General features: G+C 42.6%; 14 protein-coding genes, 1 pseudogene and 1 riboswitch. Of the genes and pseudogenes, 9 read left to right on the forward strand and 6 right to left on the reverse strand.

Annotated features, from left to right (window positions below; translation table 11 throughout):
* Window positions 1–70: 70 nt before the first annotated feature.
* Window positions 71–391 (forward strand): annotated as a pseudogene (locus tag BTO30_RS13885) (lytic murein transglycosylase); the annotation flags it as partial.
* Between the two features lie 205 nt (window positions 392–596).
* On the opposite strand, the gene BTO30_RS13890 reads toward BTO30_RS13885, so the two are convergent.
* Entirely contained in the window at window positions 597–893 is a 297-nt protein-coding gene (locus tag BTO30_RS13890; protein ID WP_075399316.1) for a hypothetical protein, read from the reverse strand.
* Between the two features lie 169 nt (window positions 894–1,062).
* Between BTO30_RS13890 and BTO30_RS13895 the strand changes: the two genes are divergently transcribed.
* From BTO30_RS13895 to bluB, 5 genes are all read left to right on the forward strand, one after another.
* On the forward strand, window positions 1,063–2,004 hold the full coding sequence (locus tag BTO30_RS13895; RefSeq protein ID WP_075399317.1) for a magnesium transporter CorA family protein: 942 nt from the start codon (window positions 1,063–1,065) through the stop codon (window positions 2,002–2,004).
* A 151-nt stretch (window positions 2,005–2,155) separates the two neighbouring features.
* A complete protein-coding gene (gene acnA / locus BTO30_RS13900) occupies window positions 2,156–4,882 on the forward strand; it encodes an aconitate hydratase AcnA (protein ID WP_075399318.1) in 2,727 nt (908 codons plus the stop codon).
* A 127-nt stretch (window positions 4,883–5,009) separates the two neighbouring features.
* On the forward strand, window positions 5,010–5,150 hold the full coding sequence (locus BTO30_RS13905) for an FbpB family small basic protein (protein WP_075399319.1): 141 nt from the start codon (window positions 5,010–5,012) through the stop codon (window positions 5,148–5,150).
* Between the two features lie 121 nt (window positions 5,151–5,271).
* Window positions 5,272–5,421, forward strand: a riboswitch (cobalamin riboswitch).
* A 143-nt stretch (window positions 5,422–5,564) separates the two neighbouring features.
* Entirely contained in the window at window positions 5,565–6,611 is a 1,047-nt protein-coding gene (gene cobT, locus BTO30_RS13910) for a nicotinate-nucleotide--dimethylbenzimidazole phosphoribosyltransferase (RefSeq protein ID WP_075399372.1), read from the forward strand.
* Window positions 6,612–6,625: 14 nt separating this feature from the next.
* Entirely contained in the window at window positions 6,626–7,279 is a 654-nt protein-coding gene (bluB, locus tag BTO30_RS13915; protein ID WP_075399320.1) for a 5,6-dimethylbenzimidazole synthase, read from the forward strand.
* 54 nt (window positions 7,280–7,333) lie between these two features.
* Here the strand turns inward: bluB and ggt are convergent, their stop codons facing one another.
* From ggt to BTO30_RS17960, 3 genes are read right to left on the reverse strand one after another with little or no spacing between them, the layout of a single operon-like run.
* Window positions 7,334–9,016 (reverse strand): gamma-glutamyltransferase, encoded by a 1,683-nt coding sequence (gene ggt, locus BTO30_RS13920; protein ID WP_075399321.1) that lies wholly within the window; start codon window positions 9,014–9,016, stop codon window positions 7,334–7,336.
* The gene (locus tag BTO30_RS13925; protein WP_342743417.1) at window positions 9,013–9,933 is read right to left on the reverse strand and encodes a M20 family metallopeptidase; all 921 of its coding nucleotides are present in this window, start codon (window positions 9,931–9,933) and stop codon (window positions 9,013–9,015) included. The genes ggt and BTO30_RS13925 overlap by 4 nt, the downstream gene beginning before the upstream one ends.
* 50 nt (window positions 9,934–9,983) lie before the next feature.
* Window positions 9,984–10,169, reverse strand: coding sequence for a hypothetical protein (locus BTO30_RS17960; RefSeq protein ID WP_342743418.1), 186 nt, complete (start codon window positions 10,167–10,169; stop codon window positions 9,984–9,986).
* Between the two features lie 119 nt (window positions 10,170–10,288).
* Between BTO30_RS17960 and BTO30_RS13930 the strand changes: the two genes are divergently transcribed.
* Both BTO30_RS13930 and BTO30_RS13935 read left to right on the forward strand, forming a co-directional pair.
* On the forward strand, window positions 10,289–10,711 hold the full coding sequence (locus BTO30_RS13930) for an acyl-CoA thioesterase (protein ID WP_075399322.1): 423 nt from the start codon (window positions 10,289–10,291) through the stop codon (window positions 10,709–10,711).
* The gene (locus BTO30_RS13935) at window positions 10,711–11,016 is read left to right on the forward strand and encodes a hypothetical protein (protein WP_075399323.1); all 306 of its coding nucleotides are present in this window, start codon (window positions 10,711–10,713) and stop codon (window positions 11,014–11,016) included. Before BTO30_RS13930 ends, BTO30_RS13935 begins: the two co-directional genes overlap by 1 nt.
* Here BTO30_RS13935 and BTO30_RS13940 read toward each other — a convergent pair.
* Window positions 10,961–11,311 (reverse strand): HesB/YadR/YfhF family protein, encoded by a 351-nt coding sequence (locus BTO30_RS13940; RefSeq protein WP_075399324.1) that lies wholly within the window; start codon window positions 11,309–11,311, stop codon window positions 10,961–10,963. The genes BTO30_RS13935 and BTO30_RS13940 overlap by 56 nt on opposite strands.
* 102 nt (window positions 11,312–11,413) lie before the next feature.
* Between BTO30_RS13940 and BTO30_RS13945 the strand changes: the two genes are divergently transcribed.
* On the forward strand, window positions 11,414–13,450 hold the full coding sequence (locus BTO30_RS13945; protein WP_075399325.1) for a FapA family protein: 2,037 nt from the start codon (window positions 11,414–11,416) through the stop codon (window positions 13,448–13,450).
* A 245-nt stretch (window positions 13,451–13,695) separates the two neighbouring features.
* Here BTO30_RS13945 and plsY read toward each other — a convergent pair whose 3' ends face one another.
* Window positions 13,696–14,295: a glycerol-3-phosphate 1-O-acyltransferase PlsY gene (gene plsY, locus BTO30_RS13950; RefSeq protein WP_075399373.1), complete on the reverse strand. Its 600-nt coding sequence runs from the start codon at window positions 14,293–14,295 to the stop codon at window positions 13,696–13,698.
* Between the last annotated feature and the right edge of the window lie 38 nt (window positions 14,296–14,333).

Genomic DNA, 14,333 nt, shown 5'->3' on the forward strand with positions numbered 1-14,333 from the left:
TTCGTACGGTTCTGGGAGGAGTGCTTGGAAACCTGTCATGGAAACATGAAAAGGCGCCGGGTGCTTACTCTACTTTATGCCATGTACGTTTGTCGGCTGGCAGCATCCTACCTGCAGCGGACTTGGTAAAGGAAATATTCCGGAAAAAGAAAAAGTAGATCCGAAAGTGATTGAAAAATACGGAGGGTATGGGGTGGATGCAAATGGAGACGGCAAAGCCGATCCATTTGATATTGAAGATGCCGTGTTCAGTGCAGCAAATTATTTGCAGTCAAACGGGGCGGCCGAAGGTGACTTGGAGCGGGCCATTTTCGCTTACAATAAAAGCGATAAATATGTATCTGACATATTGTATTATGTCGATGAATATGCAAACAGGCATGAAGAATAACGATAACGGTATAAAGTAAAAGAACCTTTTTGCCGATTAAAAAATGAAGAAGGGAGGTCTCAATGTGCTTTTGAGACCTCCCTTCTTCATTTCTATAGCCGGATTTTCTAGTTTTTGGATGGTTTTCTTGTACTTTTGGCCGGAATGTCCATGAATTCGCCCTTCATGAAGCAGAATCCGGCCTTCCACCCGCATTTAAGGGATCTTACTGCTCTTTTTTATTGTAATAGTCAACAGCAAATTGTGCACCTTCATCGACCATTTTGTTATCTCCAATATCGTCCGGATACGGGTTGCCGGCTTTATGAACCGGGAACGTATCATTAGAAGGTGACGTTTCGCCATTTAGTTTCTTTTTTGCCTGTGTCATCCAGCCCTCAAATTTCGTGCGGTTTTCGTCTTTCGACAGCCACCATGCTGCTACTCCGGCGCCAAGAAGAAGATAGCCAAGACCGCCGCTCTTTTGTTTTGCTGCTTTTTTATTTACGAAGTTGTTATACATAAAAATCCTCCTTGCTTATTTGCCGCTTGGGCTCTTACTTAAAATCAGTGTACCCGCCCTCTGCACTTTCAAAACATTGTCAATTGAAAAAGGAAAGCGTTTTGAATAAATAATACAGGGTATATTATTGAAGAGCTGAAGAACGATATAGGGGAAGGATTGGATTTGAATGGAACATACATTCCACTCTTCGCAATGGAAATGGAAAGAGTTTGATATAAAGGATGAGGAACAGGCAAAACAACTTGCCAGGAAGCATCATACGTGTCAAAAGTGGATTGACGCGGTGAAAACGAATCAAACAAATTCCCTTGAAATGTACACGGGTACACCGGATGATGAAGTGATCTGGGGATCGATCGTGTACAAGCAGGACATACACGAGAAACAGAAAAAATGTGTGTTTCATTTTTACTTGACACGCGACGAGCTCGTCACTGCCGATCTGGATTTAAAGGAACTTGACCATGCCAATGTAAAAGCAATGAGAGAAAAAATGAATTTGTCTGAAACACCAATCGAAGGATTTCTTGTGCTGCTCGGTGAAATAATGTCGCACTTTCTTATGGAGATTGACAAATTTGAGATCAGGCTGCGTGATTTGCTCTGGGATATAAAAGAGAGGAATAATACAAAAATTTTGGATCGAACGGCTAATGCAGATCATGAGCTTTTAATTTGGAAAAATTTAATCATTCCGATGATGGAAATTCGCATGGCTGTGGGAGAAGCATTTGGCGATGAAGCAATGGAAGGGACTCAGTATAAACGAACAAAGCGCCGTATTACACGTGCAAGGGAATTAATCCGCGAATATGAAGAAGAAATTGATGCGCTTTTAGATTTGGAAAATGTCGTCTCTACCCATCGTGGAAATGAAATTATGAAAACATTGACTGTGATTACGACGCTGTTTACTCCTGTCATGGCACTGGGGGCTGTCTGGGGAATGAATTTTAAACACATGCCGGAGCTGGAATGGAAATACGGATATTTATTCTCTGGTGTGTTAATCGCAGCCAGTACATTTGCACTATATGTGTTTTTAAAGAAAAAAGGCTGGATGGGTGATATACTGGCTGTAAAATCAAAAAAATCTTTTTTTAAGTGATTAGTTTTTCTTATGATCCGTGATTAACTTCTTGTTATTTACTTATATAGATCCTTGTAATAAGATAAAGGGTGTGGAAAATTAGAATATTAATGAAAAGAACTAATTTTTCGGATGTCTTACATATTCATATTTTAGAGGGGGAACCGAAATGGCGAAAAATGATGTATTTAACGCCCGCGCTAGCTTTGACCTGAATGGTAAGCGCTACAATTACTACCGTCTGGCGGCTCTTGAAGAAGCGGGAACGGCAAAAATTTCACGCCTGCCATATTCGATTAAAGTATTGCTTGAATCTGTGCTGCGTCAATATGATGGCTATGTCATTAAAAAAGACCACGTTGAAAACTTGGCGAAATGGGGAGTGGACGCTGATAAAGAAGCAGAGGTTCCTTTTAAGCCATCACGCGTTATTTTACAGGATTTTACGGGTGTACCGGTTGTCGTTGACCTTGCGTCTCTACGCAAAGCAATGGCTGACATCGGCGGCGATCCGCAAGTCATCAACCCGGAAATTCCGGTTGACCTTGTCATTGACCACTCTGTTCAGGTAGATGCTTACGGAACACCGGAAGCGCTTGAGCGCAATATGGAACTTGAGTTTGACCGCAATGCGGAGCGCTATGAGTTTTTAAGCTGGGCGCAAAAAGCGTTCGATAACTACCGTGCGGTTCCACCGGCAACGGGAATCGTTCATCAGGTAAACCTTGAATACCTTGCCAGTGTTGTTCATGCAGTTGAAACAACTGAAGGCGAATTCGAAACATATCCAGATACCCTTGTTGGTACGGACTCTCATACAACAATGATTAATGGAATCGGCGTTCTTGGATGGGGTGTTGGCGGTATTGAAGCGGAAGCAGGAATGCTTGGGCAGCCTTCATACTTCCCGATTCCGGAAGTGGTTGGCGTAAAGTTGACAGGAGAACTCCCAGATGGGGCAACGGCTACTGACCTTGCGCTTAAAGTAACACAAATTCTTCGTCAGCAAGGCGTAGTTGGTAAATTTGTTGAATTTTTCGGCGCGGGTGTATCCACACTTCCGCTTGCAGACCGTGCAACGATTGCCAACATGGCACCTGAATATGGCGCAACATGCGGTTTCTTCCCTGTTGATGCGGAAGCGCTTGATTACATGCGCTTAACTGGCCGTGACGAAGACCATATTCAAGTTGTGGAACAGTACTTGAAGGAAAATGGCATGTTCTTCACTTCTGCAAACGAAGATCCAATATACACAGAAGTGGTAGAACTTAACCTTGCAGAGATCGAGCCAAACTTGTCCGGTCCGAAACGTCCGCAAGATTTAATTCCACTTTCTCAAATGAAAAAATCATTCCAGGAAGCTGTCAGCGCTCCACAAGGCAACCACGGCTTCGGTTTGACAGCAGATGAGCTTGACCGTACAACAACGGTTACATTCAACGACGGCACTACTGCTGAAATGAAAACAGGTGCAATCGGCATCGCAGCGATTACATCCTGCACAAATACATCGAACCCATACGTATTGCTTGCGGCAGGGCTTGTAGCGAAAAAAGCCGTTGAACTTGGTCTTCAAGTGCCGAAATATGTGAAAACATCACTCGCACCGGGCTCAAAGGTTGTAACGGGCTATTTGCGTGATTCCGGTTTACTTCCTTATATGGAACAAATCGGCTTTAATGTAGTTGGCTATGGCTGTACAACATGTATTGGTAACTCTGGTCCAATGAAGGAAGAAATCGAAAAAGCGATCATTGATTCTGATCTTCTTGTTACATCTGTTCTTTCAGGTAACCGAAACTTTGAAGGCCGTATTCATCCGCTTGTAAAAGGAAATTACTTAGCATCACCACCGCTTGTTGTTGCGTATGCACTGGCTGGTAATGTAAACGTAGACCTTAAAAATGAGCCGATCGGCAAAGGAAAAGATGGTCAGGATGTTTTCTTTAAAGATATCTGGCCTGGAACAGAAGAAGTAAAAGAAGTTGTTAAACGGACTGTAACGCCTGAATTATTCCGTAAAGAATATGAGCAAGTATTCAACAGCAATGCGAAATGGAACCAAATTCAAACGAGCAACGAAGCGCTTTACAGCTGGGATGAGGATTCAACATACATTGCGAATCCGACATTCTTCCAAAATCTTTCACCAAATCCTGAACCGATCCAAGCTCTTACTGGCTTGCGGGTAATGGGTAAATTCGGTGATTCTGTAACAACAGACCATATCTCTCCAGCAGGTGCAATCGGTAAAGATACACCAGCAGGCTTATATCTTCGTTCAAAAGGCGTTGAGCCTCGTGACTTCAACTCATACGGTTCACGACGCGGTAACCACGAAGTCATGATGCGCGGTACGTTTGCGAATATCCGCATCCGTAACCAAATCGCTCCTGGCACGGAAGGCGGCTTCACAACATTCTGGCCAACAGGAGAAGTAATGCCAATTTATGATGCATGCATGAAATATCAAGAGCAAGGAACAGGTCTTGTTGTTCTTGCTGGTAAAGATTACGGAATGGGTTCTTCACGTGACTGGGCAGCAAAAGGAACAAATCTGCTTGGTGTGAAAACAGTCATCGCAGAAAGCTATGAGCGTATTCACCGTTCTAACCTTGTTATGATGGGTGTACTTCCGCTTCAATTCAAATTGGGCGAAAATGCAACGACTCTTGGATTGACTGGTGAAGAAACGATCGAAGTAGCCATTAATGACAACGTGAAACCACGTGAAGTTGTGAAAGTAACAGCGACTGATAAAGATGGCAAGAAAACAGAATTTGAAGCGCTTGTTCGTTTCGATTCTGAAGTAGACGTAGATTACTACCGTCACGGCGGCATCCTGCAAATGGTCCTTCGCGGTAAATTACAAAGTGTTAACGCAGGTAAATAAAGATAAATAACAAAGCCAGCTCCAATCAAATGGAGCTGGCTTTTTTGCATGTCATAATTGTATGAATATTTAGTATAAAAAATTTTTTTGCGGGAATAATAAATCTATATAGAAAGGAGAGAGTAGGATGAGCAAAATCAGAAAAAAAACATTAGCGAATCTTATAAAAGAAAATAAGGAAGAATTACTTGCTGATCAGGAAGCAATGGAAGTACTTGAAAAAAGGGTTGAATCGAAATTTATTGCCCGTGCTAAATCAGCAGAATGAGCTTGCAGTCATATGTAATGAAAGTATTCATCATTGGTCATCAATCATGAGAAATCCTCCTTTTTTCATTTGAAAAAGTAAGTTGCTATTACCGTTTAATTATAGTTTAATGAAACATAGAACTGAATAATAATTTATAAGTGCTCGAGACCGTTTCGTTGAGAGATAATAGGGAATCCGGTGAAAATCCGGAGCAGCCCCCGCTACTGTAAAAGCTGTTTTTTATAAACAAATACTAAGTCAGGAGACCTGCTTATAAATGTTTCTGTATTCTTCGGTGGGAAGATAAGGATTTTATAAACACTTTTTGTATTGCCTATAAATAGAGTGCTTATTTGAAACCTTAACCCCACCGGTTAAGGTTTTTTCGTATAGATAAGGAAGCAGACAATGAGAGGATGATACTAAGATATGATGAGCGCGTTACAATCGATACATATACCAAAACTGGATGAAGAAACGGGTGTTCTTGTACAGAAATATGTTGATTCTCTAACGAAACCGCCAGGCAGTCTGGGCAGGCTGGAGGAATTGGTCATAGAATTAGCAAAAATGACAGGACACGCTTTTCCGGAGGTTTCACCGCCAGGAATAATTGTTTTTGCAGCTGATCATGGGATTACTGCTGAAGGGGTGTCTGCTTTTCCACAGGAAGTAACCTATCAAATGGTGCGGAATTTTTTAAATGGCGGAGCAGCCATAAATGTATTCAGTAAAGCCATCCGTGCCCGGTTAAACATTGTAGATATTGGCGTTGCGGTTGATATGGATGATGAAAACCTCATTAATAAAAAAGTTCGATATGCTACAGCTAATTTTTATGAAGAAAATGCGATGTCACCCTCTGAAGCGATACAAGCAATTGAAGTGGGCTATGAACAAGCACAAAAATTAATTGACGATGGCATTAAATGTCTGATTTTAGGGGAAATGGGGATCGGCAACACGACGACAAGCAGTGCTATTTTGGCGGCTGTCAGCGGGAAAAACATCGAAAGCCTGGTCGGAACAGGGACAGGAATTGAGGATGAAAAAATTCAATTTAAACAACAGGTGATTAAGAGGGCTCTGGAAAAGAGAAAACCGAGCAATACGGATCCGATCGATCTTTTATCGAAAATCGGCGGGCTTGAAATTGCCGGGATGGCCGGAGCGATGCTTGCTGCTGCCAGCAACAGAATACCGATTCTTGTCGACGGGTTTATTGCGGCAACAGCCGGTCTGGTCGCGCAAATGATATCGAGTCAGGTGACGGATTATATGATTATGGGGCATCGTTCGGTAGAGCCGGGTCATGCGATTGTGATGGATTTATTAGGAAAAAAACCGATTCTCGATTTAGGGATGCGGCTCGGTGAAGGGAGCGGGGCGGCGGTTGCTTTTCCTATTCTTCAATCCGCCGTTGTCATGTTGAAAGAAATGGCTACCTTTGAAACAGCGCAAATTTCCAATCGCGATTAATGGAGGACTTTAAAATGTTTACAGATGAAGAAAAAGAAGCGGTCTATAAAGTGATCTTTACAAGAAGAGATGTTCGGAGTTTTTTACCGGATCCTGTCCCTCAATCGGCAGTTGACCGCATTTTAGAAGCGGCTCATCACGGACCATCCGTCGGGTTTATGCAGCCTTGGAACTTTATCTTAATAGATGATGACCACATAAAAGAACAATTAGCATGGGCAGCCGATAAAGAACGGAGGGCACTTGCCATCCATTATGAAAATGATGACCGGTCGGAAAAATTTCTGGATTTAAAAATTGAGGGGCTGAAAGAAGCACCATTAACGATTTGTGTCACATGCGATCCATCCAGGGGAGGTTCACATGTGCTGGGGCGAAACTCAATCCCGGAAACGGACATGATGTCAACGGCTTGTGCCATTCAAAACATGTGGCTGGCATCCTGTGCGGAAGGATTGGCGATGGGATGGGTCAGTTTTTATAAAAAAGCGGATGTGCGCGACATTTTAGGTATTCCCCCTCATATTGATCCAGTTGCGCTGCTTTCAATTGGCTGGACAGATGTGTATCCGAAGGCTCCTATTTTAGAAACAGAGAAATGGAGAAAAAGAGAAAGATTAAAAGAATTAATCTTTCACAATAAATGGGCAGCGCTGGGGTCAATTTAACATGAAATGAAAGGCTCCCTCTAATCAACACTTTTCAGAGGGAGTCTTTCCAAATTAAACGGTATTTACAGCTACTGGTATACCAGGTCGCGAAGAATCACAGGCACCGTAAAGCTCACCGGTTAGTGTATGGATGAGAATGGCCTGTACATTGCCGATTGACAGCGCAATAGAATCAAATTGATAATTCATCTGCTCAAGTTTTCTTTTTGCCTGATCTGGAATGCCTTCTTCCTGCCAGATAAGCGGTCCGGTTCCGTTATAAATCCGGGGTTCCTCAATCGCATCTTTCACATCCATTCCGTAGTCGAGAATATGAATCATCGTCTGTAAAACCGATGCGGGAATAGTGGGACCGCCCGGAGAACCAAGGGTCAGGACAGGGTGGCCATCTTTAAATACGATTGTCGGCGTTTTCATGCTGACTGGGTATTTGCCGGGTTCAACCGCATTAATGCCAGCCGGATCCGGGTCAAAATCCGTCATGTCATTATTTAATAAAAATCCGTATTCCGGTACCATAATGCCGGAACCGAAAAAGTGTTCAAGTGAAGAAGTACAGGCGGCAATATTTCCCTCTTTGTCTACAGCGATAAAATGAGTCGTTTCCGGTCCGGGTTCTTTCGTACTTGCTTTTTTTGTGTGGTGTTGTTTCTTTTTGTCATAGTTCCATGGATTTCCTTCTGTAATAGAATCGTTTCGGAATTTGAAATTCAACAATTCTCCTCTTTTTTCTACATATTCATCATGAAGAAGACCGTCGAGAGGAATATCATAAAAGTTCGGGTCCCCCATAAAAGCTAGTTTATCGGCTGTCATGACTCGAAGCACTTCCGCTATAAGATAATATTTTTCCCATGAACGAACATCGTATTTTGAAATATTCTTGTTTTCAAGCAGCTTTAACATATACAAAAGTGAAAAGCCGCCAGCATTCGGAGGGGATGGGACGGCAATAGTGTAATCACCGTATGTACCCGTCATCGCCTCTGTAACAACCGCTTCATACTCCATTAAATCGTTTTTTTTCATAAAACCGTCAAACGATTGGACGGTTTCAACAATAGCATCCGCAATTTCGCCCTTATAAAAGGCATCTGCGCCTTGTTCCTGTAAAATTTTTAGCGTTTTCGTCAAATTATCATTTGTGACGACTTCTCCTTCTGTAAGGGGAACGTCATCCGGGAAGAAAAACTTCCGCGCTTCTGTGCCGAGCCGGTCACTGAATCGTTCGAGGCCGGTATTCCATGTTAAGTTAACGCGTACACCTTCTTCGGATAACCGGACAGCAGGTGCAATGACGTCAGGCCATTTCATCGTGCCGAATTCAGCCAATGCTTTTTCAAATCCTTTTAAAATACCAGGAACGGATACGGCTGTTCCTGGTGTTGAACGCTTCAAAAAAGGAATAATATCCTGATGTTCATCCACAAAAATATTTTTATGTGCTTTTTGGGGCGCAATGGAATGACCATTTACGACAAATGCCTTCTTCTTGTTTGCATCGTAATACATGATGAATCCACTTGCCGCAAGCCCCGTATTAAACGGTTCTGATACAGCGAGTGCAAACTGCATTGCGGCAAGTGCATCCATGGCATTGCCTCCGCTGGATAAAATTTCAGCGCCGATTTTAGAAGATTCTTCCGTTGCACTGGCGGTCATGCCGTTTTTTCCGCGTGCCTGCTGTTTGTTTAAACCTTCTTTCTGATTGGCCCAGATGTGCTCCATTGTCATGCGTGTTCCTCCGTCTCTTTTTTTGACAGTTGTTCAATCGTTTTCGCAAGAAGGGCGGTCCGTTCAATGAGTGAATCGACAAGTGTATATTCGTCCGTCTCACTATGGGAAAACTCTCCAATCGGTCCGAGTCCATCGATGGTGGGGATTCCTTCACTTGCGGTGAAAGAGGCATCTGAAGCTCCGCCTGTTGACTCTCCGTGAATCTCAAGTCCAATTTCCCTTCCTATTTCGACGATACGGTTAAGAAGCTTTTTTGAAGCTCTGGTCATTTCCATAGGAGGCCGTGAAATTTGTCCGGCCACTTTCGTATCCGTTCCTTGCACAGTATCTTCCTCTGCAATGGCGTATATGTCTTTCACGACGCCCTCTGTCTGTTCTTTATTTTGAACGCGCACGTCTATGACCGCCTCTGCTTCCGGTGAAACCGTATTGGCTGATGTTCCGCCGTTAATTAACCCGACATTAACCGTAAGGCCGTTTTCATAATCATTCAAGTGCTGCAGTTTAATCACTTTATAGGCTATTTCTTCAATTGCGCTTCGGCCGATTTCGGGTTCGACACCGGCGTGGGCACTTTTACCGGTTACACTCATGGTAAATCGTCCGACGCCCTTTCGTGATGTCACAACACCATCATTTGGGCGTCCGCATTCAACGACAAGACTATAATCTTTCCCTTCAGCTGCTTCTTTAATAATGGCTTTTGAAGAGGGGGACCCGAGTTCTTCATCGCTGTTAAATAGGATATGCACGTTATGAAAAGAGGAGAGCCCGCTTTTTTTTAACGCTTTTAAAGCATATAAAACCTGAACATGACTCGCTTTTTCGTCATTTACGCCAGGACCGTATGCTTTATCCCCAATAATTTTAAATGGCCGCGTTTTAGCTTCACCATCCGGAAACACGGTATCCATATGGGCGATAATTAAGATCGCTGGCTGTTTTGCGTTTGGGGATGTAATGCTTAAATGGTTGCCAAATTTTTTTCTCTATGAACATCAACTTTCATGCCGAGGGCTTCAAATTCTTTTTGTAAAATAGTTCCAATTTTATCAACGCCTTCTTTATTGTATGAATGGCTGTCTATATTGACCAGCTTTTCTAATAGAGCAATCATGTTTCCTTTTTCTTTTTTTAAATGCGTAATCAACTAAACTCCTCCTTGATGCTGATGATTACTTTTACCCGAAAAGACAAAAAAGATAAACGTTTGGGGAAAACATGGTAAAATAGATATAGAAGCAAGTCATATAAAGGAGTTTTTGAACATTGTTTATTTCAGAAGCAGAAGTAGAAGTTCGCTATGCAGAAACAGATGCGATGCAAGTCGTATATCACGGACAATATGTCGTCTGGTTTGAAATTGGCCGCACCCGTTTAATCAAGGATCTTGGATTTGATTATGCGGAAATGGAAAAAGCGGGTTTTGTCTCGCCGGTCGTTGATATTCATATATCATATAAACAACCGTTCCGTTACGGTGAAACAGCGAAAGTACGGACGTGGATTGAGAGCCACAGCGGCATCCGGACAACATACGGCTACGAAATTGTGAATAAGGAAGGGGATATTTGTGTGACAGGTGAAAGCGTTCATACGGTGGTGAAAACAGAAACGTTTCGTCCGGTGAAATTTAAAAAAGAATTTCCGGAGTGGCATAGCGTATATGAGAAAGAAAAGAAACCGGTGTAATGGCATTTGGAATCAACCGAATCGATGTGGAAAGATGGAAGCGGGAACTTGAACAGGGCCATATCACTTTTTTAACTCATTATTGGTATGATGAACGGTTTCCTCATTGCCGCACCGTAACAAAAGCGGGCTGTATTCATGTAGATAAGCTTATTGAATGGGGAGATCAATACGGACTGCGGCCGGATTGGATTGACATGCGCAATCCATCCCGTCCGCATTATGATTTACTCGGTGACAAACAGCTCTTTATTTTAAAACAGGAAGGTTTGCACCATCACATCCGAAAATTTCATCTTGAGTAAATGAATCACGTATGTATTCGTAAGCCGGTTCCTGGAGCTTCTCGTTATAGCCGACGACAAGGTGATGCCCATCAAAATACCAAACATCTTTTTCTTCAATAAAATATGTGACACCATCGAGTTTCGCCGTTACAGCTGCTTCGATCGGTTCTTCTTTTGAAACACCGAGTGAAAAACCATCATGAAGAGGGCTCGAACCGCCATATCGGACGTAAAAGCGGATAAAGTCACCATTAGCTGCCTGCATCTCCTCTTCAAACCATTTTTTTGCCTGACTGTCTATTTCAATTTTCACGATAATCAACTCCGCTCTTTTTTTAAGTGTAGCATAGAATCATGTTGAGTCAACATAATACACAGCGCTGCCGGAGCAGGATAGCTTAAGGAGGATATCGTCATGGAAACGTCGATTGTTGCGAAAGGTGCTACTACGGAAGAAGCGGTGCAAAATGCGCTCAAGCTGCTCAATGCTACATTGCCGGAAGTAGATATTATTATACTTGAAAACGGCGGCCGTTCTTTTTTGGGCATGAGACAAAAGGCAGCGGTTGTCAAGGTCATTAAAAAAGAAGCCGCTGAAATTAAATCGAAAGAGACTGCAGTTGGAGCGTTGATGGATGAAGGAACAACAAACCATATATACGAAGCGGAAGCAGCATCTTTGTCTTTTCGAAAAAAAGATACAAAACCTTATATTCAAGTTTTGAATGAAAAAGTAATCGTATCTTCTCCAGGCGATGAGCAGCTGTTTATTGTGCCGCACCCGCATGTGGCAGTGTACGTGAACAGTCGTTTACTGACGGGAAGAAGAACAGTGACGGAAAGTGATGAGATTGAAGTCAGACCCCGCGAAACTGTTGAGCAGGCAAAGTGGTCACTGAACGTCGCGCAGGATGAGCTGTCGGTTTCAATTGATGTTCAACCAGAGCGTCGTATAACGTACAAAGTAAAAGAATCACCTAGACTTGAAACATTAAAACTTCAAGTGGAGAAAGTGATTGATGTCCATAACCCTTTAACTGAAAAAGAAATTCGAGATGAGTTAAAGGAAATGGGTATCACAACAGGCATACAACATGCTGAAATTGTCAAAGCAGCCGAAACACTTGAACCGGGCACATTTGTCATTGCAAAGGGCATTCCTCCTGTAGACGGAGTGGATGGTTCCATTGATTTTGTTGTAGAAGTAAATCGCGCTTTTGATACAGGACCGAAAGTAACGGAAAATGGAAAAGTGGATTATCGGGAAACGGGCTTTATTCCTTCTGTTGAAGAAGGGGTGCTGATTGCGCATATCAAACCGGCCCAGCAAGGGAAACCAGGTATTTCCGTTACCGGTTATGAATTAAAACCGAAACCTGCCAAAGACGTGATTGTCCGGACTGGCAAAGGAGTCAGAATGCTTGGCGGTGAAGAAATCATCTCGTTAACATCCGGTCGTCCTCATGTGGAAAGAAGCGGGAATCTCGTGAAAATTCATTTGTTAAAACAATATGAGCATGAAGGTGACGTCAGTTTAAAAAGCGGAAATATTTACTTTGACGGAGATGTGCAAATAAAAGGAAATGTAAAGGATTTAATGAAGGTGGAAGCAAAAGGTGATATTACCATCACCGGCTCCATTTCAAAAGCCTCTATTCAATCAGGCAGCTGTATTGAAATGAAGGGAAACGTGTTTTCATCAACGCTTTCAACCGGAAAATCGAGTATTGTGATTTCGGAATTAACGGCGCAGTTAAGCGGCATTATCGTACATTTGGAACTTGTCAGCAAATCCCTAAATTTTCTGTTAAACGATGAAAAAGTACGCCAGCTTTCAATCGGTCAAACATGGGGTGCTTTTCGGTTGATTGTTGGCAAAAAAAATGCGCTTATGATGGATGAGCTGAAAAGCTTTATTCATAAAACCGCCCGTTATCACAGTCTTATTGACGAAGAATGGAGCAATTTGTCTACTCACTTATACAAATTATTTTTTACCCTTCCTCCGGGAGACCGGAACGTAATTGAATATATGGAGGAGACGATGAGCGAAGCCATCGCTGTATATGAAATGAATAAAATGATGGAAGATATAGAGGCAAAAATGATTCTTCCTTATGCGTTAAACAGCCGTCTTTTTTCAAGCGGCGATGTGATCATTACGGGGCAGGGAATTTATAACTGCTATGTGAAAGCAGGCAATGATTTTTTGACTGAAGGATATGTAAAAGGAGGGGAAGTGTACGCGGCAAACCGAATCAAAGTGGGGAAAACCAGTTCTGAAACGGCTGTAAAAACAGTGTTGAAAACTAATGAAAGCGGTATCATTGAAATAGGAGAAGCATTTGAAGACACCATTATACAGGTTGGAAAACGCCGTCTTCATTTTGTAAGAAAAGAAGTTGGTGTAAAAGCTAGACTATCAGAAGATGGATTTATAAAAATCCGTTAGTAATCTCGTTTGAAAGGGGCTATTCATTGCCGGTATGAAGATCTGTTTATGATTGCTTCTGGAACGGAGTAGCCAATTTTCACGATATACGGTTTATACCGGAAGTGCGCGAATAATGTTGCCGATCCAAATCGGCATAAAAAAATGACGTTTCATCGAAATGAAGGTCCAATGACTGTCTTTTGTGATGATGAAGGATTTATAAAAACAAGCGGCTTAACACATTAAAAGTTAAGCCGCTTGTTTCAGTTTTTTCTCCCTGCATTAATTTTTGGTTCCGTCCCATTTTTTAAACGGACGATATTTGACTTGTGCCGGTAAATAACGAAAAACGCGAGAGCGGAAACAACTGTAAGAAAAGGGATGTCCTGCGTGTATACTGTGTGAATAACCGCATAGATGAATGCCCCCGCCGCCGCTGTTACGGATGCGAGCGATACATATTTTGTCATTAAGATCATGGTGACAAATATAGCAGCTAAAAACAAGAAAAACAGCGGGTTGTAGGCAAGTAAAACACCAGCCGAAGTGGCCACAGCTTTTCCACCGCGGAATCCGGCAAAGATTGGGAACATATGCCCGATGACCGCCAGCAGTCCGGCAAGAAGCTGATGAACGTCAACATCAAACATTAGGGGAAGGAGAGCAGCTGCGGTTCCTTTTAAAATATCTGCCGCTGTCACAAACGCGCCTGCTTTTTTGCCCAAAACGCGAAAAGAGTTGGTTGCTCCAAGATTACCGCTTCCATGATCGCGTATATCGATGCCGAAAAAAACTTTTCCGGCAATAAGGCCGGACGGGATCGAACCAAGTAAATAAGCGAATAGTAAAATAAATGCCTGAATCAATTTTTCATTCTCCCTTTTCGTATTGTATAATCGTG

Source organism: Domibacillus antri (assembly GCF_001936625.1).
Taxonomy (GTDB): domain Bacteria; phylum Bacillota; class Bacilli; order Bacillales; family Domibacillaceae; genus Domibacillus; species Domibacillus antri.